The 23766-nt window shown below is 41.1% G+C and carries 22 protein-coding genes, 1 pseudogene and 1 riboswitch; of the genes and pseudogenes, 17 read left to right on the forward strand and 6 right to left on the reverse strand.

Going from position 1 to position 23766, the window contains the following annotated elements; genetic code table 11:
• Positions 1-55: 55 nt before the first annotated feature.
• Positions 56-715 (reverse strand): TVP38/TMEM64 family protein, encoded by a 660-nt coding sequence (locus AC503W_RS02170; RefSeq protein ID WP_427688929.1) that lies wholly within the window; start codon positions 713-715, stop codon positions 56-58.
• Positions 716-827: 112 nt separating this feature from the next.
• Positions 828-1313 (reverse strand): QueT transporter family protein, encoded by a 486-nt coding sequence (locus AC503W_RS02175; protein ID WP_402872143.1) that lies wholly within the window; start codon positions 1311-1313, stop codon positions 828-830.
• Positions 1314-1319: 6 nt separating this feature from the next.
• Positions 1320-1364, reverse strand: a riboswitch (PreQ1 riboswitch).
• Between the two features lie 163 nt (positions 1365-1527).
• On the opposite strand from AC503W_RS02175, the gene AC503W_RS02180 reads away from it, so the two are divergent.
• Both AC503W_RS02180 and AC503W_RS02185 read left to right on the forward strand, forming a co-directional pair.
• The gene (locus AC503W_RS02180) at positions 1528-2037 is read left to right on the forward strand and encodes a YbaK/EbsC family protein (protein WP_402958553.1); all 510 of its coding nucleotides are present in this window, start codon (positions 1528-1530) and stop codon (positions 2035-2037) included.
• 101 nt (positions 2038-2138) lie between these two features.
• A complete protein-coding gene (locus AC503W_RS02185) occupies positions 2139-2951 on the forward strand; it encodes a hypothetical protein (RefSeq protein WP_427591643.1) in 813 nt (270 codons plus the stop codon).
• A gap of 158 nt (positions 2952-3109) precedes the next feature.
• Here AC503W_RS02185 and AC503W_RS02190 read toward each other — a convergent pair whose 3' ends face one another.
• Positions 3110-3406, reverse strand: coding sequence for a DUF3892 domain-containing protein (locus AC503W_RS02190; protein WP_402872134.1), 297 nt, complete (start codon positions 3404-3406; stop codon positions 3110-3112).
• Between the two features lie 274 nt (positions 3407-3680).
• Between AC503W_RS02190 and adhP the strand changes: the two genes are divergently transcribed.
• Positions 3681-4694 carry an alcohol dehydrogenase AdhP gene (gene adhP, locus AC503W_RS02195; RefSeq protein WP_402958646.1) on the forward strand — a complete coding sequence of 338 codons (1014 nt, stop codon included), beginning with the start codon at positions 3681-3683 and terminating at the stop codon, positions 4692-4694.
• A gap of 52 nt (positions 4695-4746) precedes the next feature.
• On the opposite strand, the gene AC503W_RS02200 is transcribed toward adhP, so the two are convergent.
• The 3 genes from AC503W_RS02200 to AC503W_RS02210 are packed head-to-tail and all read right to left on the reverse strand — an operon-like array spanning position 4747 to position 8934.
• Positions 4747-6177: a sigma-54-dependent transcriptional regulator gene (locus tag AC503W_RS02200; protein ID WP_402958551.1), complete on the reverse strand. Its 1431-nt coding sequence runs from the start codon at positions 6175-6177 to the stop codon at positions 4747-4749.
• A 1-nt stretch (position 6178) separates the two neighbouring features.
• Entirely contained in the window at positions 6179-7774 is a 1596-nt protein-coding gene (locus AC503W_RS02205) for a GAF domain-containing sensor histidine kinase (protein WP_494915824.1), read from the reverse strand.
• 11 nt (positions 7775-7785) lie between these two features.
• On the reverse strand, positions 7786-8934 hold the full coding sequence (locus AC503W_RS02210; RefSeq protein WP_494915826.1) for an iron-containing alcohol dehydrogenase: 1149 nt from the start codon (positions 8932-8934) through the stop codon (positions 7786-7788).
• A gap of 253 nt (positions 8935-9187) precedes the next feature.
• Here AC503W_RS02210 and AC503W_RS02215 point away from each other — a divergent pair, with 253 nt between their 5' ends.
• The 14 genes and pseudogenes from AC503W_RS02215 (at position 9188) to AC503W_RS02280 (ending at position 23710) form a co-directional block, all read left to right on the forward strand.
• Positions 9188-10588 (forward strand): M28 family peptidase, encoded by a 1401-nt coding sequence (locus AC503W_RS02215; RefSeq protein ID WP_494915828.1) that lies wholly within the window; start codon positions 9188-9190, stop codon positions 10586-10588.
• Between the two features lie 366 nt (positions 10589-10954).
• Positions 10955-11242, forward strand: a complete 288-nt coding sequence (locus tag AC503W_RS02220; protein WP_403124382.1) for a YwqI/YxiC family protein — start codon at positions 10955-10957, stop codon at positions 11240-11242.
• 60 nt (positions 11243-11302) lie between these two features.
• A pseudogene (locus tag AC503W_RS02225) lies at positions 11303-12763 on the forward strand (T7SS effector LXG polymorphic toxin); the annotation flags it as partial.
• A 12-nt stretch (positions 12764-12775) separates the two neighbouring features.
• Complete coding sequence (locus tag AC503W_RS02230; RefSeq protein ID WP_402958541.1) at positions 12776-13150, forward strand: immunity 22 family protein; 375 nt, start codon at positions 12776-12778, stop codon at positions 13148-13150.
• Between the two features lie 666 nt (positions 13151-13816).
• Positions 13817-14491, forward strand: a complete 675-nt coding sequence (locus tag AC503W_RS02235; RefSeq protein ID WP_402958539.1) for a response regulator transcription factor — start codon at positions 13817-13819, stop codon at positions 14489-14491.
• On the forward strand, positions 14491-15870 hold the full coding sequence (locus AC503W_RS02240; protein ID WP_427591639.1) for a sensor histidine kinase: 1380 nt from the start codon (positions 14491-14493) through the stop codon (positions 15868-15870). Before AC503W_RS02235 ends, AC503W_RS02240 begins: the two co-directional genes overlap by 1 nt.
• Before the next feature lie 108 nt (positions 15871-15978).
• A complete protein-coding gene (locus AC503W_RS02245) occupies positions 15979-17067 on the forward strand; it encodes an ABC transporter permease (protein ID WP_402958535.1) in 1089 nt (362 codons plus the stop codon).
• Positions 17064-17741: an ABC transporter ATP-binding protein gene (locus AC503W_RS02250; RefSeq protein ID WP_402958533.1), complete on the forward strand. Its 678-nt coding sequence runs from the start codon at positions 17064-17066 to the stop codon at positions 17739-17741. Before AC503W_RS02245 ends, AC503W_RS02250 begins: the two co-directional genes overlap by 4 nt.
• Positions 17742-17914: 173 nt before the next feature.
• Entirely contained in the window at positions 17915-18754 is an 840-nt protein-coding gene (locus AC503W_RS02255; RefSeq protein WP_402872314.1) for a YitT family protein, read from the forward strand.
• A 197-nt stretch (positions 18755-18951) separates the two neighbouring features.
• On the forward strand, positions 18952-19137 hold the full coding sequence (locus tag AC503W_RS02260) for a hypothetical protein (protein ID WP_402989277.1): 186 nt from the start codon (positions 18952-18954) through the stop codon (positions 19135-19137).
• Positions 19138-19527: 390 nt separating this feature from the next.
• Entirely contained in the window at positions 19528-20823 is a 1296-nt protein-coding gene (locus AC503W_RS02265; protein WP_402872101.1) for an ABC transporter substrate-binding protein, read from the forward strand.
• Between the two features lie 110 nt (positions 20824-20933).
• Positions 20934-21794 (forward strand): carbohydrate ABC transporter permease, encoded by an 861-nt coding sequence (locus AC503W_RS02270; protein WP_402872097.1) that lies wholly within the window; start codon positions 20934-20936, stop codon positions 21792-21794.
• Positions 21791-22612 carry a carbohydrate ABC transporter permease gene (locus AC503W_RS02275; RefSeq protein ID WP_402872094.1) on the forward strand — a complete coding sequence of 274 codons (822 nt, stop codon included), beginning with the start codon at positions 21791-21793 and terminating at the stop codon, positions 22610-22612. Before AC503W_RS02270 ends, AC503W_RS02275 begins: the two co-directional genes overlap by 4 nt.
• Before the next feature lie 54 nt (positions 22613-22666).
• Positions 22667-23710, forward strand: coding sequence for a LacI family DNA-binding transcriptional regulator (locus tag AC503W_RS02280; RefSeq protein WP_407407080.1), 1044 nt, complete (start codon positions 22667-22669; stop codon positions 23708-23710).
• The last annotated feature ends 56 nt before the right edge of the window (positions 23711-23766 follow it).

The raw sequence follows: 23766 nt of genomic DNA on the forward strand, positions 1-23766 counted from the left end.
AACAAACTATTGGCTGAAAATATACGATTCCACACAAAAAAAACAGGCAGCAAGGTTACCTGTTTTTCTTAAAGAGTGATAGGTTCTTTTTTTTCTTGAAGCGCTTGTAGATAAGGAAAAAGGTTAAGAGCAGGAAACCGAGTACAATCAATGTATATTGATTCATCTCTACGGAAAGAAGTCCATATGGAATTAAAGAGAGAAAGAAGAAGTAGATGAGATTGCCTAATGCTGTTGCCATTAAGAAATCTTTGAAGGTGACGGAACTAACTCCAGCTGCAAGGTTTATTAAACTTGTCGGTATGAAAGGGAAAATTCTACCGGTAAAGACATACATAAACCCATGATCCTTGACGGAATCCTGCGAGTCGGTACCCATCTTTCTTAAAATCAATGACTGGAACCAGTGCCTGGCAGCATAGAAAATGGTTCCTGACGCGACCACGCTTGTTAACCAACTCCATAGATACCCGAATGCAAAGCCAAAGATCGTTACATTAATTGTTAAAAGTAAAATCAGGGGGATGACAGTAAAGGAGTTCTGAATAATCATCAAAACGAACGTCACTACAAAGGTAAGAAGGAGATTTTCTGTCAATATGGCTATCACGGATTCCAAGTCGCTATTCCAAATCATCGTGAATAATTCTGAATTTAGCCCGATGAATGTTACTACAATCAGAAGGACGAGTAACATCAGTATTTTTTTCTGCAAAAAGTCACCACCATTTATCAATTTTTTTGAGTATGGTTGAAAAAAAGAGCCGCTGCATGTAGCAGACAGCTCTTTGAATATAGAATGTTCTTTTACTTTATGCACAGTGAGTTCAAAGCAACTTTCCAAATTGAATTCTTTTATTCATCATATAAATGATGGGTGCCCCGATCAGTAGGACGAGGAATTCCCCGGCTGCTGTTGTTGCCCAACTTATTAAGAATGGCAATCCTAAGACTAAATTCAATTCTATGGCTATTAGGAACATCGTAACCGTGAATATTATGATGGTCATGGCCATTCGACCCTTAATGCCCGTTATGAAACGGGAAGAAAAGATGACAAGCAATAAGGCTATCAGAGATTGCCCGACCCCAAAAATCAAGTCATATGCCCCTAACTGTGAAAAGAAAAGGTTCGATATGAACACACCGACGACTATGCCGGATATATATTTCTTATTAAATACAATAAGATGATTCAACATTTCGGGAATGCGGAATTGAAGCACCCCAAACATAATCGGCTGAAGCACGAATGAGACAGCGATATAGATGGCAGCCAATAGACCATTTATCGCGAGCGTACGAATATTCATATTTTTCTCTCCCTAGTTTTTTATCGTGGGATGGTTACGAACCACGTTAGGCTTTTGCCCGAAGTTTAATAGTATCGTATTTTGGCCTCTTTCGTCAATTTCAAGATTTTATGCGAAATATTGAATATTTAGAATAAAGGAAAGAGATTTTGCTTTACTATAGTGAAGAATGGTACGATTCATAAAAAGAGTTAAAGGAAAGGGATGAAAGTAAATGTCAATCGAGAGTGTTAGGGCCCACTTTAAACAATGGAACAGGGAACATGATGTGATGGAATTCAAAACATCTAGTGCCACAGTAAACCAAGCTGCGGAGACAATCGGGGTTATACCCGCGCGCATTGCCAAAACGTTGTCATTTAGGGGAGAAGGAGACCAAGCAATTTTGGTCGTGGCCGCTGGAGATGCGAAAGTCGATAATAAGAAATTCCGGAAAATGTTTGGGTTCAAGGCAAGGATGTTATCTCCAGAAGAAGTTCTTGAACAGACCGGACATGCAATCGGGGGTGTCTGCCCATTTGGATTGGCAAATGAACTGGATGTTTACTTGGATGTTTCGATGAAACGGTTTGAGACAGTTTTCCCGGCTTGCGGGAGCGCGAACTCAGCCATTGAACTTTCACTCGGGGATTTATTTCAATTCTCAAAAGCAAAGGACTGGGTAGATGTTTGCAAGGACTGGGAACAAGAAGTGAATGAAGATATGCAGAAACATATCATTTGAATGAAGGAATAAAGTCCACTTCATGTGGACTTATTTCTGATAGTGGGGAGTTATTAGGTTCTAATGAATTAGGATAGAATGCTAATGATGGAGGGTCATGGATGTCCAATGTAGAGTACAAAAACAACAATAGTAGTTATCACAGTCTTAAAAATCTATATGAGGAAAATATCACGGTCAGAAGCATAGCCCAAGAGTTTGAGTTTTGTGGAAAAGATGAATCGGCCATTGATATCAAAAATGTAATGGAGGAAAAACACTTTGATACATTGGCCGTGAAAGACCAGGGGGAAATCGTTGGTTATATCGATAGACATGAACTTGGCGAAGGGAACATTTCGGATTATATGAAGCTCTTTTCCCCAAGGGAACTTGTATCGGATTCAACGCCCTTGATCCAATTGTTAGGCATTTTTAAGAAGAAAACGAGGGTATTCGTGTTAGAGAATAATTCAATCAAAAAGTTAATCACGCATGCCGACCTCCAAAAACCACCAATCAGGATGCTGATTTTTGGCTATATCACTTTATTGGAAATGAGACTTAGTGATATTATCATGCATCGATTCGGGGGTGAAAGCTGGTATCCGATGATTAGTGAGGATCGTCTACATAAGGCAAGTGAATTATATGAAAGGAGAATGGAGAAAAATGAGGAGATTAATTTAATTGAATGTCTACAAATTAGCGATAAATTCGACATTATTCATAAAGATAAAGAGTTGAGAACATTTTTTCAAATCCCATCCAAAAGTAAGGGGAAGAAAGATGCCAATGCCATCAGGAAGTTACGGGATAAGATTTCGCATGCTAATGAACTTGGGATGGATATGTCTTGGATTGAAATCATAGAAGTGGTCGAAATCTGTGGCCGCTTGCTGGAAATATCTGAGTTCTATCATTATGAATGGTAAACAGATAGAAGGATTGGAGAAAAAGGGAGAGTGCTGGTTGCTCCATTTTCAATATCCCGGAAAACCTTGAGGAAGTCGTTAGGAGAACCTGTTAGTATGCGGTTCTTTTTTTGTTGCGGAAAAAAGCTGCCTGAATGGAAGGCAGCTTTTCTCGGTCTTTAAAATTCAGGCAGTTCATCCAGATTATTTTCTTTAATGCCATCAGGCTCACTCCGCAAAATGTCCCGACCATATTTATGAAAGACATCTACGTTTGCGAGTGCACCAGCCTTGGCTTCTGAAAGAGCGGTGGGATAGTCCAGTTCCCTTCCGGTATTTGTCTTGATGGCGATGATATTATCCTCTTCATTCTTCCGTACGGCGACAATTTCTTCTTTGTCGTTCCCACCTTGTTGGTTTGCTTGTGGCGTTCCTTGTTGTTTGTAGGATTCATAGGCTTCTTCAAATGTGTCCATTGTACACCTCCTCTTTATAGGGTGAACCATTTTTCCAGCAATATACGAACTGGTTTTCGTCATCATTGAGCCGGATTTCTGTCATAATGGGCCGAATTTTCGGCTAGGATTTACGTTTGAACCTAACTTGATTGGACTTTTCTGTTTGGCATGGCACTTGCATTATAAATAAGTGGAAGTGAGAAAAACACGGACCTAAGGGAGGAATAGAATCATGAATGTAAATCAGGGGACAAGTACGGTGGAATCGAAAACATTGAAGGATGTTAAAACAATGAAGGCAGCGGTCGTCAATGAATTTAAACAAGAGCTTGAAATAAAGGATGTACCGATTCCGGATTTAGAGTATGGTGAGATTCTAGTTAAAATTAAGGCATGTGGCGTATGTCACACGGATTTACATGCAGCACATGGCGACTGGCCGGTGAAGCCAAAGCTCCCGCTTATTCCTGGACATGAAGGAGTAGGGATTATCGAGAAGGTAGCAGAGGGCGTCACAACATTGAAAGTCGGTGACCGAGTAGGGATTCCATGGCTTTATTCAGCATGTGGAGACTGTGAATACTGTTTGACGGGCCGTGAAACGCTCTGCTTGGATCAACTCAATGCAGGATATTCGGTGGACGGAGGATATGCGGAATATTGTAAGGCACCGGCAAAATATGTTGTCAAGGTTCCGGAAGGGCTAGATTTTGCCGAGGTCTCCCCAATTTTCTGTGCAGGTGTGACGACGTATAAAGCGCTTAAGGTTTCAGAAGCAAAACCAGGGGACTGGGTCGCAATCTATGGTATTGGCGGACTTGGGCATGTTGCGCTTCAATATGCGAAGGCGATGGGATTCAATGTCATTGCCGTCGATATTCAAGATGATAAGCTTGAGCTGGCAAAAGAACTAGGAGCGGATTATACAGTGAATGGGTTGAAGAATGATCCCGTTCAAGCAATTAAGGATAAAGTTGGTGGCGTACAAGCAGCTATTTCTGTTGCCGTAACGAAAAAAGCATTTGAACAGGCTTACAGTTCAGTCAAAAGAGGCGGAACACTCGTCGTGGTCGGATTGCCGAATGATGAACTTCCTATCCCTATTTTTGATACGGTATTAAATGGGGTAACTGTGCGAGGTTCAATCGTTGGTACAAGAAAAGATTTACAAGAATCTCTTCAATTTGCGGCAGATGGAAAAGTACGGACGAATATTGAAACAAGACCGCTTGATGAAATCAATGATGTGTTTAAAATGATGGAAAAGGGTGAAATTAACGGTCGTATCGTTTTAACAATGGAATAGAAAAAAATGAAAGGGTGTCCTATTAATGGGGGCACCCTTGTTCATATAAGAGTCAGGTATGTTTTTTTTCATTTAGTATATAACGTAATTTCCTCATTGAAATCTGTAGGCGCTTGGCGGCTTCATTCCGGTTTCCATACGTTTTTTGAAGGGTTTGCAGGACGAGCTCTTTTTCGATGGTAGATTCGAACTGTTTGATTTCCAAGAGTATGTTTTCAAGCGTCAGCTCATCTTTTTCATTAAAATCGGCTACAAGTTTCTTCCGCCATTCTTCGAGAGGGTTTTCAGGAGAGTGAAGATCCATTGTAGCTTGTTTCTTGGGTGAAATGACCTGATGGGTAGGGAGAACGATATCGTCCGCAGTGATATCCTGTCCATGATCTGCGAGGGTTAAGGTTCTCATCACGGTATTAGATAGCTCACGTATATTTCCGGGCCAGTCGTATAGCTGTAATTTTTCGATAGCCTCTTGTGAAAAGGATACATCTGCCTGACCATTCCTTTCGACCAGATGCTCGACAAGTAGAGGGATATCCTCTTTTCTATGACGTAATGCTGGTATTTCAAGAGTGACAACATTCAGGCGGTAAAATAGATCCTCCCGAAATTTATTGTTTTCTACTGCTTGCTGAAGATTTTCATTAGTGGCAGCTACCAATCGTGCGTTGGTCCGTAATGTCCCACTGCTTCCGACCCGCATAAATTCCCTAGTTTCCAAGACCCGCAGAAGCTTGACTTGGATGGCTGGACTGGCATCAGCAATTTCATCAAGGAAAAGGGTTCCATTTCCGGCTATTTCAAAAAAGCCTTTTCGTTGTTGGGTTGCACCGGTGAATGCGCCTTTTTCATGGCCGAATAATTCACTTTCAAGCAGGGATTCTGAAATAGCTCCACAATTAATCGCGATAAAGGGCTCGTGGTTACGCGGGCTTGCTGAGTGAATGAAGCGGGAGAGCACCTCTTTACCCGTTCCCGTTTCCCCTTCTATTAAGACATTAACCGATTTTTGAGCGACTTTGAACGCCATTTCTGTCAGTTCTTTCATTATGACACTTTCACCGACGATGAGACCGGAGTCCCTGGCCAGTTTCTGAAAGAAATGCTGATTCACATCCGTGTTTTCATTCAGGAGGTTTTCAATCTGCTTTTCTAATATCTCAATATCGGCAAAGGGTTTTTCCATATAATCACTTGCGCCAAGTTTCATTGCGCGGACGGCGGTCTTGACTGTGCTGTAACCAGTCATGATGAGTGCCTTGCAACGAGGTTGTTTTTGTTTGAGATGTTGTAAAAGGGAAAGGCCGTCACAATCGGGAAGCTTCAAATCAATCATCGCAGCATCATAATGCTCCTGATTAAAATCGATTGCATAAAAGTCCTTTCCACTATGTATGACGTGTACGTTGTATCCTTTCATCGTAAAAAGCCGGGATAAAAAGGTACCCACCTCTTTTTCATCGTCCACTACAAGTAAATGAATCATGTTATTCACTCCTCTCATCTTCTGTCGGTAGGGGAATCTTCAGTGAAAATATACTTCCTTGGCCTGGCGTACTCCATACGTCAATTTTGCCGCCATGATCTTTCGCGATGCCAAGACTAACAGACAACCCCAGTCCAGTCCCCTTGTCGCGGTCTTTTGTCGTATGAAAAGGGTGGAAAATAAGAGGGAGGCGCTCGGCTTCAATTCCTGTCCCATTATCAGCCACCTGGACGATCATATATTCCTCTTCTAAAAAGGTCTGGATGGTGATTGTTTTTGGGGCTGATTCATCAAGATCACTCAAGGCATCCTTGGCATTCAATAACAAGTTGATGATAATCTGTTCAATCTGCTGTTGGCTGCCCTTGATGTACGGCAGGTCTTCCTGTAGGGAAAGGTGAATGAATATTTGTTTCTTCTCGAGTTGGAACTTCAGCAAGTTCAAAACTTGGTGGATGGCTTCGTTCATAGAATAATAGTGGAACTTGTATTCATCCTGCCGTGAAAAGGTAAGCAGACTTTTTACGATTTGCCTGCATCGGTCGCCGCAATTTTGGATATCGGTTAGCAGGTTGTAATCATGGTGTTCCGGAAGTGTGCTTCTCAATAAAAGCTGAGAGTTACCAATGATGGCGGTTAATGGACTATTCAATTCATGGGCTATTCCCGCTGCCATTTCACCGATGGCCCCTAGCTTGTCGGCATGAAGTAATTGAGCTTCCATTTTTCTTCTTTCGGTAACATTTTTATAATAAGCGATAACACCGTATACTTGCTGTTCCTTGTTTTGAATAGGGTAGGCGTGCATTTCCATTATGACTCCTTGCTGAAGAAGGAGTTCCTGAAAACCTGGCTTATCAAGTGAGAAGGTTTCTTGAATGAGAGCTTGAGAGGCCTTTTTCAAAGGTTCTAATTCAAAAAAATCCTTGGCTGCATCATTGGATTTGTAGACCCCACCCTCCCGGTCAAAGACGACAATCATATCTTCTACCGCCTTAAAGGTATCCTCCCATTCCTGCTTAGAATGAAGTACTTCCATATAGAGCAGAGCATTTTCGAAAGTTAGCGCTAGCTGATTGGATAGTTGCTTTAGAAAATCTAACTCCTCTTTGAGCCATGCTGTGTTATTCTTCCTGCCGAAGGTTAAAATCCCGATTTCTTCATTTTTTCCGTACACAGGAATCAAGAGGAGCGTTTCTATCTGAAGGGACAGAAGTTGTTCTTTTTCTGGAAAAGCAGGGAGGATCTCGACGTTTATCTGGATCGGTTCCTTTATCGAATGTAATTGGTCTTTGGATTCAATGTTAAGCTCGCATGGTCCATTAGGGCATATATGGAGTAGAGTCGGATCTTCTTCATATAAAATAATGAAATGACAGTCATCAAATGAGACCAGTCGTTTTAGTTTATCGACTACATTTCGAAGAATAAGATGAATATCCAAGTCTCCGTTCATGTTCTTGGTAATATCATTCATGATTTCAAGTTGTAGATTCTTCTTTTTTAACTCATCGACGGTCTTCTTTAGTTCAGTGTAGTATGTTTTTTTCGAAGACCGTACACCGGTCATTAAATCTATCATTTCATTTTTGTTCATGGTTGCACCTCCTATAGGGCTGTAAGGAGCAATTGTTTAATCTGTTCTATGGACATATCACGAGGATTTGTAATCATGCAGGCATCATCAATAGCGGTCATGCCTATTAGTTCAATCATATCCGTAGTAATGCCGACATCCCCTAAACTTAGAGGCACGCCTATATCTTGGGATAACTCCCGAACGAAGGCAACAGCGGCGGCGCCTGATTGTTGCTCTGTTAAGGTCCGTGTGTCGATTCCCATGATTTCCGCAATATGGCTGAATCGCCTAGGGGAAGCAATTCGGTTGAAATCCATGACATGGGGGAGAAGGATTGCATTGATTTCACCATGTGGAAGCAGGTACTTTCCGCCGATGGCATGGGAAATCGCATGGGCGGCTCCTAAAATGGCGTTGGAAAAGGCAAGTCCGGCTTGTAGGCTAGCCATGGCCATCGCCTCTTTTGCTTCTTCATTATTTTTAGATGCAACAGAAGGGCGTAGGTAACGGGAGACGATGGAGAGGGCGTTCTGTGCTTGAACATCAGTAAGTGGTGTTGCTGCGATAGAAACATAGGCTTCAATGGCGTGAGTCAAAACGTCCATACCCGTTGCCGCAGTCAAGTCTGGATCCAAAGTTGTCAACGTAGCCGGATCGATGATGGCAATATCGGGTACGAGCGACTTTGAGATGATCGTCATTTTCTTCTCGCGGAACGAATCGACAATCACCGAAAATTGGGAGACTTCCGAGCCGGATCCAGCCGTGGTCATAATCATCACCATGGGTGGAAGAGGCGAATGGACTTTATCGACCCCTTCATAATCACTGGTGACTCCGCCGTTTGATGCCAATAAAGCGACCCCTTTGGCGACATCCAGCGCACTTCCTCCGCCAACCCCTATGATGGCATCACACTCATGATTATGAAACGTCAAACAGCCGGCTTCTATTTCACGGTCTTTAGGATTTGTCGTTGCATCGATAAAGGAAGCGTAGGCAAGTCCTGCATCTTGACAGGATTTTACGACGATATCCAGCCAGCCGGCATTGGCTACACCAGGGTCACTTACAATCAGCACCTTTTTGGCCCCTAAACGTAGGCATGCCTCTCCCGCTTGCTCTATCGAACCTTTTCCAAAAATCACTTCAGGCATCACGAATTTAGTAATGGACATTCTCGCCCCTTCTTCCCTGATTAAAGTCGTATTCTCTTTGTACTACTTTCCAGAAAAAAAGCTAAATTCCTGTATGTTCGAAAGAATTTTTATATAGGATGACAAAAAATAAATCGTATCCCAGCGTAAACGCTTATAAAAGGTATTATAGACTAGCGGGGAAATGGGATAATTAGGATGAATATACCTATTTTAAATATTCAGAATAATTTACAATGGATTATAAGAATCTATTGAAATTAGGAGGAAATCTATGAAAAAACCATTTCTATCTCTTACATTAGCTACTACGTTAGCGTTGGGAGGCGTTAGTAGTACCACTGCATTGGCGGCACCTGCTCATTCATCTCCGAGTGAAAAAGCCCCCTCCACAGATAAGCAAATTGTTAAGAGAATCAATGTCGACAAAATCTACAAGAATATTGAATACCTCTCGCAAACACCTCGCGTGGCTGGGACAGAATCGGAGTATAAAGCGGTCCAGTTCATCAAAAAGCAGTTTAAGTCATATGGCTACAAAGCGGATATTGAAGAGTTTCAATTCTTATCCTACACAGATCCTGACAAGGTGGAACTGGCTTTCGACGGATATGATGGGGAAGTTCAACCAAAACATTTAACCTATTCAGTAAATGGGGACGTTTCAGGTGATGTGGTATACGCTGGATTAGGAACGTTGGAGGAGCTTGAACAAGCCAATGTTGCCGGAAAGATTGCTCTCATACAACGAGGAAGCCTTTCTTTTGCTGAGAAAGTAGTGAATGCAGCTCAAAAAGGGGCTGTGGGAGTCATCATTTACAATAATGCAGAGGGAGATTTAAACGGGACACTCGGAGGAGTCAATGACCAATATGCACCGTCTGTCACAATTACGAAAACGGCAGGTGAAGCAGTCGTAGCAAAATTGGAAAATGGAGAAAAGGTGAAGGCCTCCTTGAAAATCGAGGGTGCTTCTTCGGGAGAAAAAACGTCCTATAATGTAGTGGCAACGAAAAAAGCAACCAAGAATATAAAGGCGAAGAAAAGTGACATCATATATGTAACCGGACATCATGATTCAGTAGCTGGGGCACCAGGTGCAAATGATGATGCATCAGGGACTTCTGTCACGCTTGAGCTTGCCCGTGTTCTGAAGGATCTGCCTACAGACACGGAAATTCGCTTCATCACCTTTGGAGCAGAGGAAAATGGATTGCTAGGTTCGCAGGATTATGTGGACAATCTATCAGAAGATGAAATCAACAGAAGTATTGCAAACTTCAATCTGGATATGGTCGGTAGTAAGGATGCTGGGGACTTGATTCTCTTGACGAACGATGGAGAACCGAATCTAGTAACGGATCTTGCACAGGCTTCTAGCAAGAGACTGAACGGTGTAGCTACCCCTTATGGAGAGGGAGGTCGAAGTGACCATGTATCCTTCTCTGAAGCAGGTATCCCTGCTGCCTTGTTCATACACAATCCATCAGAGCCTTGGTATCATTCCCCAGATGATACGATTGATAAAATCTCAAAAGAAAAGCTTCAAGATGTAGCACGAATTGCGGGGACAGCGGTCTATGACCAAGCAAAAGTGCAAGAGAAAAAACCGAAACATAAAAAAGGTAAGAAACAAAGAATGCCTCATTTACACTTCAAACAGGATATTAGATAAACAATGAAAGCCAAGAGGATGCAGATTGCATCCTTTTTTTGATTTATTTTAAAAAAAGGAGGTAAAAAGACTTAATGCTATATCGAGATTGTTGTGAGGGAATTCCTATGAAGCTACTAAAGTAGCGTGGTTATCCCTATTTATCTCTCGGACTTTAATCCTTATAATGAAAAATATGTAAAATATGACATTTGTTTATTCGAGGAATTATTTATGAGGTGATTCTTTTGGGATACGTACAAGGACGGAGTGACGCTCACTCTACGTTTTTCTTTAGTGAAATGGATAGTATGAATGGGAGGAATACCCGATTAGAACAGAAGGATACATGTAGAAGTATCCGATTTAAAGAGGTTGGTGTTGTAAATGACGACGATTAAACTGAATCATTCCGCCGTGACCAAGCAAGTCGGCCAGGTGAAAACGGCCGTGGATGGGACGACAATCGGAGCACTGCCGGTCGATCAGCTCGGCAATAACGATCTGAGCTTCACATCGAAATGGGAGGAAAGGGAAACCAATCTGGAAAAGACCTTCAATCAATATCTGACGATCGTCAAAAAGAATCTGGAAGACACCCGGGCCAACGTGGATTTACTGAAAGAGCAGGATGAAGCCATCACCCATACTGCACAGGGGTATCAGCCATTATGACGATATTCGAAGCTAAGCCTTTGAAGTCGGCCGTCAAGTCACGGGCCAAGCAAGTATGAGGACCTCAAGGGACAGGTCGAAACGCTTAAAAAGGAATTCCAGGGAATCGTCGACCTTGATGAAGAATTGGCCGGAGCCGGGGCGACGGCCATCAAGAACTTTTACCGGGCGCAGGTCACCGTGGCGAATGCCTGGATCGAATTATTCTCCACACAAATCAGTTTCCTAAAAGGCATTCCGGCCATATTGGAAGAAGCGGACCTATCCGGTGAGACCGTGGTCGAGGTGCCCTTTTTAGAGGGAGAAGTGGCCCATGGTCTTACCAATGCCAAGTCGATGGTGAACCAGCAGTCTACCGATCTCCAAAAGATTTTCCAAAACATTGAAGATATCCTTCAGCTTAGCGTATTCAAACAAGATGATTTCCATGAGAAAATGGAGAGTGCTGAAAAAGAAAAGAATACGACCATCAAGAAAGTGAAGGATGTAGACAGTAAACTGGTCGAGGAATATGAAGTGAGCGAGGACCAGGAAAAAGTGGCCATTGGACTTGTGCAGGCTCTCATTGAAGCCACCAGTCAGGACGGTACCATTTCCCCGATGAACTTCAACCAAAGCGCCTTTCAAGTGAGTGCAGCCTATCAAGTGAAGGATGAAGTGGCCGAGAACATGAAAGGCTACCGGGAGTTTAAGAAACAAGAGGCCGAAGCCCGGAAGCTCGAAAAGGAAATGGAAGCAATCTATGCAGGGCTGGCCAAACAGAATATTAAAAGCAATCGAAGCGATGATTCAATAATGGATTCAAATACTGGGGACTATGCTTTAACATTTGAAGGGAAAAGGAAGGTACTTGGTGGTAACGGTTCAGGAACTCCGGATGGCCTAGCCCCATATGCCATAGCGGCAACTGATTTCCTTCTAGGCGATATAGCTACTATGATTGGTCCCGGTTCCACTACAAATGAAAGAATAACAGCTGCAGCGTTCACTTTCATTAAACCCATAAAAGTCTTAGATAAGGGTCATGATGTGCTAAAAGGTGTTAAGATTAAGGATGCTGGTAAGGGTATAGATAATGCTAAAGATATAAACAAATTAACTGTTGATGATATACCAACTGCAAAGAGTGGGAATTTTAATAAATTCTTCAATTCCCTTACAAGTAATGAACTAGACGAACTTTGGAAAGATAAAAAGATTAGAAAGAAAATTGAACGTCAGCTTAGAGAACCTGGAGGTTTACATGAATGGCACTTAGTTTCAAGAGCTCCGCAATTTAAGTGTTGGAATATTGGTGCTGAAGAGATTAAAGACTTAAGAACAGCTATATCCGATGTCAAATTTGTCAATCCAAAGGGTGTTCACGGAGGATTAGGCTCAACTAAAGCACATAATGAATTGTTAGCAATAATAGATACTTCTAGCGACTATAATACATTTGTTAGACGGCTTAATAATTGGGCTAATTATAGATTAGAGGGTGGAGTTTCGTCTTTACCACAAGGTCTAAGATTAAAGTAGGAGGGTACTATAATGGAAAAACAAGGATGGGTTTCAATTTGGTTAGGGAATATTAACGATGAGGACCCAATAGGAGAGTATGTTGATTTAACGTATGATGAGGATGGCGAGTCTGTCCCTTCCCAATTCTTTATCGATTTTAATATTGATATGGATGAAACTGATGAGGATACAATAGAAAAAGCAGTCTATAAGAATAGTAGTAGTGATATATCAGCATTATTAGATGGGTGTTCGTATGAAGAAATTGTCATCCCAAAAATCCAGAAAAGTATAAACCTAAAGAAATCATATAATGCAGTAATTTTAATATATAATTTTGAATATAACAATGAAATTAGTTCAACTGGTGCTTTTGATTTTATTGCTACTACTAATTATGAATAAGAGAACTCTTAAAGGTTCTAATTAGTAAGTCTCCAGGCAAAGAGATTGATATACCTGAGATAATGTAATTTATGTGAAACCTTGATTGGCAAAGTTTGAAGAGATACCTAGTGACGAATGAACTATTTATTACTTACAGAATAGAGATAACCCTTGCAATCCCAAATTTGATGTTTTTACAAATTATATAGTACGTACAACACCTTTTAAACGTATGCCCAATTTACTCTTAATTTTGTTAAGTAAATAACCATAATATCATCAGTTACCACCATTTTATTCTCCAAAGCTATACCTAAGGGACAACTGATTTAGAGGATAATTTTCTAACTAAATATGATGAGGGATGTTTGGTTATCCGCAGACTTTTTAGTTTATCTTACTTGTGGACATTGAATAAATACGAAGGTAAGTAAAACATATTTGGAAGGAATAATTTTAATAGGCAAAACATAAAACCTAGACGAATAAGTGGTCTAGGTTTATATGTGTTTAATATACACTTCAAGGTTTTTAGCTTCAGAAGGATATATCACTTCTTTATAGGTTTTGATGAAGGGATAAAAACCCTCTACCTGTTTTATTTTAAATAGGCTTGGGTTGTTTTAAGAGCTCGAATATTGCTATTGTAGGGATATTCATATTAAGAAGCGGAGATGTGTTTCTTTGATACATATATTAATTGCAGATGATGATCGGCATATTCGAGAGTTACTGAAATTTCACTTAGAAAAAGAAGGATACATGGTGTTCGAAGCGAAGGATGGGAATGTGGCTTCCTTATTATTAGAGAAAGAACGGATTCATCTGGCTGTTGTGGATATCATGATGCCTTATAAAAACGGACTGGATCTTTGTAAGGAGATACGCGATCAATATGATTTACCGGTTATTTTACTTACGGCTAAGGATCAGCTCATTGATAAAGAAAAGGGATACTATGCCGGGACGGATGATTATCTCGTTAAACCCTTCGAGCCACAAGAGCTTTTATTTAGAATAAAAGCGCTTTTGCGACGGTACCGTATGGTGAATGCTGAGTTAATAACATTAAATCAAACCATCATCGACCGAAGAAGTTATGAAGTCCGAATTCAGGGAAATACATTGCTTCTTCCGCTTAAGGAGTTTGAACTGCTTGCTCAATTAGGGAGTTTTCCCGATCAGGTTTTTACGCGGGAGCAACTTATCGAACTTGTGTGGGGAGCAGATTTTGAAGGGGATGACCGGACGGTGGATGTTCATATCAAACGGTTACGTGAACGATTCACAGGACGTACGGATGATTTTGTCATCACGACTGTCAGGGGATTGGGATACAAGCTGGGGGTCAAAAAATAGTGAAAACACTCTATTTTCGAATCGTTGTCCAAACGATCTTAATCATGGTGCTTGCTAGCGTCATTGCTTTTTTACTTTCTAATGTGTATTACCATCAAGTTCTTAAACCCTACAATGGAGAGAAAATCAGCAAGGTCGCAAGGGAGATCGTTTCTTTGTATGAGGAAAATCCTGATCAGGATATTGATGCTTATTTAAACCATGTATCAGGATTGCATTACCAGCTGTACTTAATCAATGAACAGGGTAAGGCTACTTCTTATGGCAAATCGTTTCATCAAACGGATTTGGATGGGGATACGGTTTCTGATGTCTTGAACGGGAAAGTCTATGAAGGGATTGAAACCTATAATAACGGGCTGTTCATTACCGGTTTTTTTGAAGATGCATTAGAAAATAGTATTGGGGTTCCGCTGAACGTGGATGGCGAAAAATACGCCTTGTTCGTTAGGCCTGATATTGAAAAGCAGTTTGGGGAAATTCGCTTTTTCCTGGCCGTTTTGCTCGTTCTTATGATCTTACTTAGTTTCTTTTTCATTATTTTTAACACACGTTTTCTAGTTAAGCCCATTACCAAATTAACGGAAGCGACAAAAAGGATTGCTGATGGGGATTATAGTGGTGAATTGAACGTTACCCGTGGTGATGAAATTGGGGATTTGGCGAAACATTTTTCGAAAATGACTCAGAGCATCCAACGATTGGAAGACATGAGACAGGAATTCGTTTCCAATGTTTCACATGAAATTCAATCTCCGCTCGCCTCGATCCAGGGCTTCTCCCAAACCCTGCAATCGGAAGAGTTAACGAAGGAAAAACGAAAGGAGTACTTGTCCATTATTGAAAAGGAGAGTCGGCGTATGTCGGCAATGAGTAAGCAGCTTCTGATTCTCGCTTCATTGGATAAAGGAGACGATCCCCTACAGCGTACAAGCTTTGATTTAGCTCAGCAAATAAGGCAAGTGCTGTTCATGCTGGAATGGAGTTGGCGGGAAAAAGACATGGTGATTGAAATGGATCTACCATCCACCATGATTTCTGCAGACGAGAAGCTGTTAATTCAAGTATGGACAAACCTGATAACGAATAGCATTAAGTACTCTGAAAGTGGGGGTTCAATCATTATACGCATCAAAAAAATTGGCCGGATGGTCGAAGTGATCATTAAAGACACCGGTATGGGGATAGCTGATGAAGAGCTTCCTCATATTTTTGAACGGTTTTATAAAGTTGATAAAATGCGTAATCGCAGTGAGAACGGGAGCGGCATAGGTCTTTCCATTACGAAAAAGACGGTGGAACTTCACGGTGGAACGATTGCGGTTCAGAGTGAACTTGGGGAAGGGTCTACTTTTTATGTTCGTTTGCCGCTTATGTAATCAATTGTTCATCTTCCATTCATAATGATTCATTACAATCGATGTATACCACATGAACATAAGGGATTGGATGTTCAAACGGTAACAAAAGAATTGGGAGATGAAAAAATGTTTTTAGCAATACGTGAGCTGAAACATTCAAAGGTGCGTTACTTACTGATCGGGTTGATCATGGTTTTGGTCGCATGGCTGGTCTTTATCATTTCTGGATTGGCTAATGGACTTTCAGCTGAAAATGCTTCATCGATACAAGGCATGGATGCTGACTATTTCATGATGGAGTCTAACGTGGAGCATAAACTAAACCGATCTACTATTCCGCTGGATACATTAAGTGAGGTTCGTTCTTCAACGGGTGTTGAAGGAGCGGAGGCCCTGGGTCAAATGATGTTGACCTTCAATAAAGAAGGTACATCGAAAAAGACGGATGTCACGATTTTTGCAACGGATGCCAATGGGTTCCTTGCACCCAAAATCGTGGAAGGGAAAAGCTATGATAATAAGAAGAAAGGCGATATAGTAGCCAATGATTCTTTAAAAGAGGACGGCTATAAGGTAGGGGATACGGTAGTAGATGAATTATCCGGTAACAAATTCACTATCGTAGGATTCACCGAAAATCAATCCTACAGCCATACACCTGTTGTATACATGAACGTTAAGGGATGGCAGGGGATTAATCCTCGGTTGAAAAACACGGACGCAATTAGCACAATTGCGGTTCAAATGGATCAAGTAGGTCCGTTGAAGTCTGTGTCTGATGTGGATCTCATTACGAAGGATGAGATGCTTCAAAGTATCCCGGGATTTAAAGAAGAACAAGGTACATTGGCGATGATGATAGCCTTTCTGTTTGTGATTGCTGCATTTGTTCTTGCTGTGTTCTTCTATGTCATCACTTTACAGAAGACGAATCAATTTGGAGTCATGAAAGCACTCGGAGCAAGTACTGGCTACCTTGCAAAAAGTATCGTGGGCCAAGTGTTCATGCTTGCGGTGGTATGTATAGCAAGTAGTGTTGCACTAACATACGGGGTCACTTTCATCATGCCAGAAGGAATGCCTTTTGAATTAAGTACTTCTTTGGTCATTCAATATTCGATTCTTTTATTGATTGTTTCGGTATTGGGTTCCTTGTTATCACTATATCGAGTGTCAAAAATTGATGCCATTGAAGCCATTGGGAGGGTAGCATGATGAATCATAAACTATCATTCGATCACGTCAGCAAAATTTACGGTGAAGGTGAGAATATCGTGAGGGCTCTTGACGATGTTACCTTTCAAGTGAAAGCTGGGGAATTTGTGGCCGTTGTTGGTCCATCAGGTTCGGGGAAAAGTACTTTCCTCTCTATAGCAGGTGCTTTACTTTCCCCAAGTAAAGGTAGTTTGCTTTTAAATAATGAGGATATAACATCATTTTCTCCGAAGAAATTAACACGTGTCCGTCTAGAGAAAATTGGCTTTGTTTTTCAATCATCCAATCTTGTTCCGTACCTTACCGTACGTGACCAGCTTCTGCTTATTTCAGAACTGATTGGGCAACGTGACAAGAAAGCTGTGAAAAAAGCTGATGAATTACTTAGTCATCTCGGACTTAGTCATCGGTGCAATCATTTGCCAGAAGAGCTTTCAGGCGGTGAACGTCAACGGGTAGCAATTGCGCGGTCGTTGATGAATAATCCAGACATCATTTTAGCAGATGAACCCACTGCAAGCCTTGATTCAAAGCGGGGGCGAGAGGTAGTGGAAATGCTTGCGACCGAGGTGAAGTTAAGAAACAAGGCAGCCATCATGGTGACGCATGATGAGAGAATGTTAGATTTGTGTGACCGTGTCGTCAACATTACGGATGGCAAGATTCTTCTATAAAAGAGGTAGTATGCAGGCTACTGTATTCCGGTTTAGCGGGAGTACAGTGGCCTTTTACCATTCCTGATTTAAGAGATGAATTATTTTAACAGATTAAGAAAATCAATGAAGGAATCAATTACGTGTTACTATATAGCAAGGAAATTGTTTATATAAAGGCGGGTAAGTTACATATGAAAAAGACTTCTTTAGATGTTCTCATTATAATAATAGGTGCGTTCATTTTTGCGTTGGCAATCAATCTTTTCGTTATTCCCAATGATCTCGGTGAAGGTGGAGTAACGGGGATTACCATCATTTTATTCTATTTATTCCAGTGGTCACCGGGCCTGGTAAGTTTCATTATGAATGCATTCCTTCTGATTGTCGGATATAAATTTTTATCGAGGATTACAACCATTTATACGATTATTGCCGTCACCTTCCATTCTCTTTTTCTACATTTAACGGAGAATTGGAACGTTTCTTCGGATGAAATCGTAATCAATGCCATATTTGGCGGTGTGTTTGCTGGTGTAGGAATTGGTTTGATCATTCGGGTGGGCGGTACGACGGCAGGTTCTACCATTCTTGCTCGGATCACAAATAAATATTTAGGCTGGAGCATAAGTTATGGGTTATTGTTCTTTGATATAATCGTGGCCGTCTCATCCTATTTCATTATCGGTGCGGAAGGTCTCATGCTAACCATCCTTATGCTATATATTGGAACGAAAGTAATGGAGTTCATCATTGAGGGTGTAAACCCGAAAAAGGCAATCACCATCATCTCGAAAGAAGCAGATCTCATTGCGAAACAAGTAACGGTTAAAATGGATAGAGGGGTCACAGTTTTTGATGGACATGGCTACTATACGAAAGATGCGAAGGAAATTCTATATATTGTCATTAGTAAACAAGAGGTCGTCAAGTTAAAGAGAATTGTTCAGTCTACCGATAGCCAAGCTTTTATCGCGATACATGATGTAAGGGATGTATTTGGTGAGGGGTTCGTGGATATTTCGAAGTCATAAAATCATTTTGGGAGCCGGATTGGGCTCCTTTTTTTATATGGATAAACGGACTTTATTTCAAGGGGCCTAGGCAGGTCTTTTTTTATTTCCCTGAAAATGACAAAAAAATCTGTGAATTTTGAATAAATTGTTATATTATGTAAGTAAGAATCCAACCATCATGAGGAATACAGCCATTATATATGGAGGTGTTTAGCATGATTCTTTTAAAAGTGGATGACAGAAAGTTTGGGAAGAGCAATATTAAGTACAGCATAGTGGATAAGGAAACGGATGAATTACTTATTAGTGGTGTGTTCGAGGAATTTGGACAAGCAAGTGATAAATATTACGAATTGAAGGAAGAGTATGGGTCTTCCAACGTGAAAATGGTTTTGAAGTGAATGGAAGGGAAGCCTTTTGGTTTCCCATTTCTCTAATGAAATACAGCTTGCATTCTGAATGGTTGAAAAAGATGAAGAAATACCCAGAATGGATATCCGTTCAAATTATATAATCAGGAGAAGGAATAATTCTTGGGTATTCAATCATATAATTTAGAAGAAGAAACGTAATATATTCGTAGACTTATACATTTAATTGTAAGTAATGTCATTAAGTGGTAATATAAAGAAAAAGAAATGTAACCGATTACAATTAGGTTTGTAAGGTGGTGGTTTATCTTTCAATAGAATAGTGAAATGACAGTTTATAAGATATCTACTTTTCATACTTTATGCAAACGTTTTCTTAAAAGGAATAGGAAATTACGGAAAAAGGGAGAGTTGATAGGCATGAAGCGTAAAAAATGGTATGGGGGAATCTTTTCTATTTTATTGATATTTAGTGTGGTCTTGGCAGGTTGCTCTTCTTCTACTGGCGGGGACAGTGATTCCGATAATAAAGATAAAGTGACGCTGGATATTTTCCAATTTAAAGTAGAGTTTAAGCCGCAATTTGAGACTCTGGCCAAGCAGTATGAAAAAGAGAACCCAAATGTGAAAATCAAAGTATCGACAGTTGGCGGCGGGAATGATTATAAATCAGCCATTACCGCAAAATTTGCTTCCGGTGAGGAACCAGCGGTGTTTAATATTGGCGGACCGATCGATGTGGAACAATATAAAGATAGATTATCAGATTTGAAGGATACGAAAGCTGCAGAGGCAGCACTGGATGGGACGTTGGATGGCGTTGAAGAGGACGGGCAGATTCTTGGGCTTCCATTCAATCAGGAAGGGTATGGCCTGATTTATAACAAAAGGGTCTTTAAAGAAGCCGGAATCAAGGCGGAAGAACTTACAAGCTATACAGCTCTAGAGGATGCAGTGAAGAAGCTGGATTCACAGAAAGGCAAATTGAAGCTTGATGCAGTATTCGCGTATCCGGTCAAAGAGAAATGGGTAACGGGAAACCATTTATCCAATGTCTTTTTAGCACCGGAGTTTGATGGAAACGTGTTGACGGCAAGCAAGGCGGAAACCGTCAAGTTCTCGGATGGAGACAAGTTCAAACAACTGGTCGATATTCAAAATAAATATTCTGTTCAGCCAACGGCAAGCCTTGATTACTCCCAACAAGTAGAAGAGTTATTCTCCCTTGAAAAGGTTGCAATCATCCAGCAAGGGAACTGGGTGTATAACACAGTGTATGACATGGATCCCGAATTAGCTGAAAATGGCATAGGCATCATCCCTATTCCGAATGGGGACACGGCAGCCATGCCGGTCGGGGTACCGAACTATTGGGCAGTAAATAAGAAATCGGATGAGAAAGTTCAGGAAGAAGCGAGGAAATTCCTAGACTGGATGTATACATCCGATGCAGGTAAAAAAGCTGTATTAGAAGATTTTAAATTCATTCCAGCCTATGAAGGGTATGACGTTGAAAAAATTGCCGATCCGTTATCAAAAGAAATTTATAAGTATTCACAAGAGGGAAATACCATTGGATGGGTGTTCAATGGATATCCAGTCGGGTGGAACGATGATCTGGGTGCAAGTGTCCAAAAATATGTAACCGGTAAAATGACATGGGATGAACTCGTCAAACAAAACATTGAAAACTGGGAGAAAATCCACAGTAAATAGGCATTCCGTTAAATAGGGAAACAACCAATCGAGCCTAACTTGTGTCGATTGGTTGTTTGTTCTATAAATATATCCGCTACTTACACACTATATTAGGAGGTCGGTTTCAAATGCGAAATCGAGATGCTGCATATTGGCTGTTCTTGACACCTGTTCTAGCCGCGCTCATTTTGGTCGTGATCGTGCCGCTCATTTACGGGTTTTATTATTCATTTACGAATTGGAACGGTTTGGGTACGCCCGATTTCACGGGTCTCAAAAATTATATAAACCTATTCTCGGACAAGGGCTTCCTGGATACATTTTGGTTCACCATCAAATTTTCTGTAACAGCGATTGTGGTCATAAACGTTCTTGGTTTGAGCTTGGCACTTATCGTGACTTCAAAACTGAAATCGAGCAACCTTCTTCGGACCATTTTCTTTATGCCGAACTTAATCGGTGGATTGATTCTTGGTTTCATTTGGCAGTTCATCTTCATCAAAGTCTTTGGTGCCATTGGCGATGTAACCGGCATAGAGGCATTTAATGGTTGGCTTTCCACAACCGAGACTGGATTTTGGGGATTGATCATTTTAACGTCCTGGCAGATGGCGGGATATATCATGATCATTTATATCGCTTATTTACAGGCAGTTCCTGAAGACCTGATTGAAGCGGCTAAAATCGATGGGGCCAATAGCTTCCAACGTTTTCGCCATATAACTTTTCCGCTTGTGGCACCAGCCTTCACGGTTAGTTTGTTCCTGACGCTTTCACACTCTTTCAAAATATATGATCAAAACCTTTCTTTGACGAACGGTGCGCCATACAATTCAACAGAAATGGTCGCAATGAACATTGTTAAATCCGCGTTTACCGAAAATGATATGGCTTATGCACAGGCCAAGGCCGTGATCTTTTTCGTGATTGTGGCAGCCGTTTCCTTGACACAGGTATATATCAATAAGAAAAGGGAGGTTGAGCTATGATGAGAAAGAATTGGAAGCTTTGGCTGGTCGGATTGATCGGGTTTGTATTGGCCTTGTTATGGCTCACCCCTTTTTATTTAATGATCGTAAATGCTTTTAAAATGAAACGCGAGATTTTCTCTGACACATTGGGCTTGCCGGATACCTGGACACTAGAAAATTTCACTCAGGCCTTCGAACAATTGGATTTTCTTCGGACTTTATTCAATTCCATCTTTATATCGGTTGTCAGTGTCGTGATAATTATTATCTTTTCAGCAATGGCCGCATACGCGCTATCACGAAATAAAAGTAAATTTAGTTCTTTGCTGTTCTTCGTGTTTGTGGCAGCCATGCTTATTCCATTCCAATCGGTGATGATCCCGCTTGTAGCCCAATTTGGTCAGATGGGTATGTTGAATCGCACCGGATTGATCATCATGTACTTAGGGTTTGGATGCAGTCTCTCCATATTCCTATATCATGGTACTTTAAAAGGGATCCCCATCACGCTGGATGAAGCGGCTAAAATCGATGGAGCCAACCGTTTTCAAGTATTCTGGTATATCATTTTTCCATTATTGAAACCGATGTCAATCACGGTCGGGATCTTGAATGTCATCTGGATTTGGAATGATTACCTTTTGCCATCGCTTGTTATCGGGGGTGCGGGATCTGAGACCATTCCACTTAAATTATTCTTCTTTTTCGGTCAATATACGAAACAATGGCATCTTGCCTTGGCAGGACTTACCTTGTCAATCATTCCAGTTATCATTGCGTACTTTTTTGCCCAAAGACAAATTATTAAAGGAATTGCTGACGGTGCGGTTAAATAACTATTTAGATATAGGGAATAATAAGCCCTGTGCGATGAACGGGAGTAGATGAAAATGTCTGTAACGATCAAAGACGTTGCCAAGAAAGCGAATGTCGCTCCATCCACGGTATCGCGTGTTATTCATAACAGTCCTACCATTAGTGAAAAGACAAAGCGTAAAGTACGGAAGGTATTGAAGGAAATGGGCTATCATATGAATGAAAATGCCCGGAATTTGGTTACAAAATCCACGAAGACCATTGGAATCGTAATGAAAAATTCGGCTAGGGAATCCCTGTACAATCCATTCTTTCCAGAAGTGATCCGAGGCATTGGCGACTTTTGTAATAAAGAGGGGTATAGCCTTTCGCTAACGACTGGGGAAACCGAGGATGCCATTTTTGAAGATGTCGTTAAAATGGTTCAAGGTAGACGCGTGGATGGCATGATTGTTTTGTATTCGAAGCAGGATGATAAAGTGGTGCCCTATCTAGTGAAACAAAGCTTCCCATTTGTCTTGGTAGGGAAGCCAAGGACGGATATGAGTGGCATCACTTTCATTGATAACGACAATGTTCAAGCGGCTAAGGAATTATCGGAGTTCGTCATCAATCTTGGTCATCAACGAATTGCCTTTTTAGGGGGCAGTCCTGAATTCGAAGTGATCCAGGCGCGTTTAAGCGGATTCCGACAAGCAATGGAACAGGCAAGGTTAAGCGTGCCAAAGGAAAGTATTAAACTGATTCCATTGAATCGCGCCGATGGCATAAAAGCCATCGAGGAACTGCTGAATTTACCTGAATCACCAACGGCATTTATAGTCATGGACCTATTATTGGGTGTGCTGTTATTGGGCGTGTTAGCGGAAAAGAAGTTGAAAGTTCCGGAACAAATAAGTGTCGTCTGCTTTAATCACTCGGAGTTTATCGAATTCTTAAGTACACCACTAACCACGGTCGATATTCATACGTACCAACTGGGCTATGAAGCAGCAAAGTGCGTATTTGATTTAATAGCCGATCCTAAAATGATGGAAAAGAGTATCCGGGTTCCTACCAAAATCGTACAGCGTGAGTCACATTCCGCTATTGAAAAAGAAATTACAGAGAAATTGTAGAATTGTTTTAGCAATTAAAGCTTGATTTTTCCTAACATAAATTTACAATATAGATT

The organism is Peribacillus suis (assembly GCF_059384845.1).

Coding starts and splice junctions, on each gene's coding strand:
- AC503W_RS02230 (WP_402958541.1), top strand. CDS start 12,776: ATGGAAAAACAAGGATGGGTTTCAATTTGGTTAGGGAATATTAACGAT.
- AC503W_RS02265 (WP_402872101.1), top strand. CDS start 19,528: ATGAAGCGTAAAAAATGGTATGGGGGAATCTTTTCTATTTTATTGATA.
- AC503W_RS02200 (WP_402958551.1), bottom strand. CDS start 6,177: ATGATTCATTTACTTGTAGTGGACGATGAAAAAGAGGTGGGTACCTTT.
- AC503W_RS02180 (WP_402958553.1), top strand. CDS start 1,528: ATGTCAATCGAGAGTGTTAGGGCCCACTTTAAACAATGGAACAGGGAA.
- AC503W_RS02190 (WP_402872134.1), bottom strand. CDS start 3,406: ATGGACACATTTGAAGAAGCCTATGAATCCTACAAACAACAAGGAACG.
- AC503W_RS02215 (WP_494915828.1), top strand. CDS start 9,188: ATGAAAAAACCATTTCTATCTCTTACATTAGCTACTACGTTAGCGTTG.
- AC503W_RS02280 (WP_407407080.1), top strand. CDS start 22,667: ATGTCTGTAACGATCAAAGACGTTGCCAAGAAAGCGAATGTCGCTCCA.
- AC503W_RS02175 (WP_402872143.1), bottom strand. CDS start 1,313: ATGAATATTCGTACGCTCGCGATAAATGGTCTATTGGCTGCCATCTAT.
- AC503W_RS02205 (WP_494915824.1), bottom strand. CDS start 7,774: ATGAACAAAAATGAAATGATAGATTTAATGACCGGTGTACGGTCTTCG.
- AC503W_RS02220 (WP_403124382.1), top strand. CDS start 10,955: ATGACGACGATTAAACTGAATCATTCCGCCGTGACCAAGCAAGTCGGC.
- AC503W_RS02250 (WP_402958533.1), top strand. CDS start 17,064: ATGATGAATCATAAACTATCATTCGATCACGTCAGCAAAATTTACGGT.
- AC503W_RS02260 (WP_402989277.1), top strand. CDS start 18,952: ATGATTCTTTTAAAAGTGGATGACAGAAAGTTTGGGAAGAGCAATATT.
- AC503W_RS02270 (WP_402872097.1), top strand. CDS start 20,934: ATGCGAAATCGAGATGCTGCATATTGGCTGTTCTTGACACCTGTTCTA.
- AC503W_RS02245 (WP_402958535.1), top strand. CDS start 15,979: ATGTTTTTAGCAATACGTGAGCTGAAACATTCAAAGGTGCGTTACTTA.
- AC503W_RS02255 (WP_402872314.1), top strand. CDS start 17,915: ATGAAAAAGACTTCTTTAGATGTTCTCATTATAATAATAGGTGCGTTC.
- AC503W_RS02185 (WP_427591643.1), top strand. CDS start 2,139: ATGTCCAATGTAGAGTACAAAAACAACAATAGTAGTTATCACAGTCTT.
- AC503W_RS02275 (WP_402872094.1), top strand. CDS start 21,791: ATGATGAGAAAGAATTGGAAGCTTTGGCTGGTCGGATTGATCGGGTTT.
- AC503W_RS02210 (WP_494915826.1), bottom strand. CDS start 8,934: ATGTCCATTACTAAATTCGTGATGCCTGAAGTGATTTTTGGAAAAGGT.
- adhP (WP_402958646.1), top strand. CDS start 3,681: ATGAAGGCAGCGGTCGTCAATGAATTTAAACAAGAGCTTGAAATAAAG.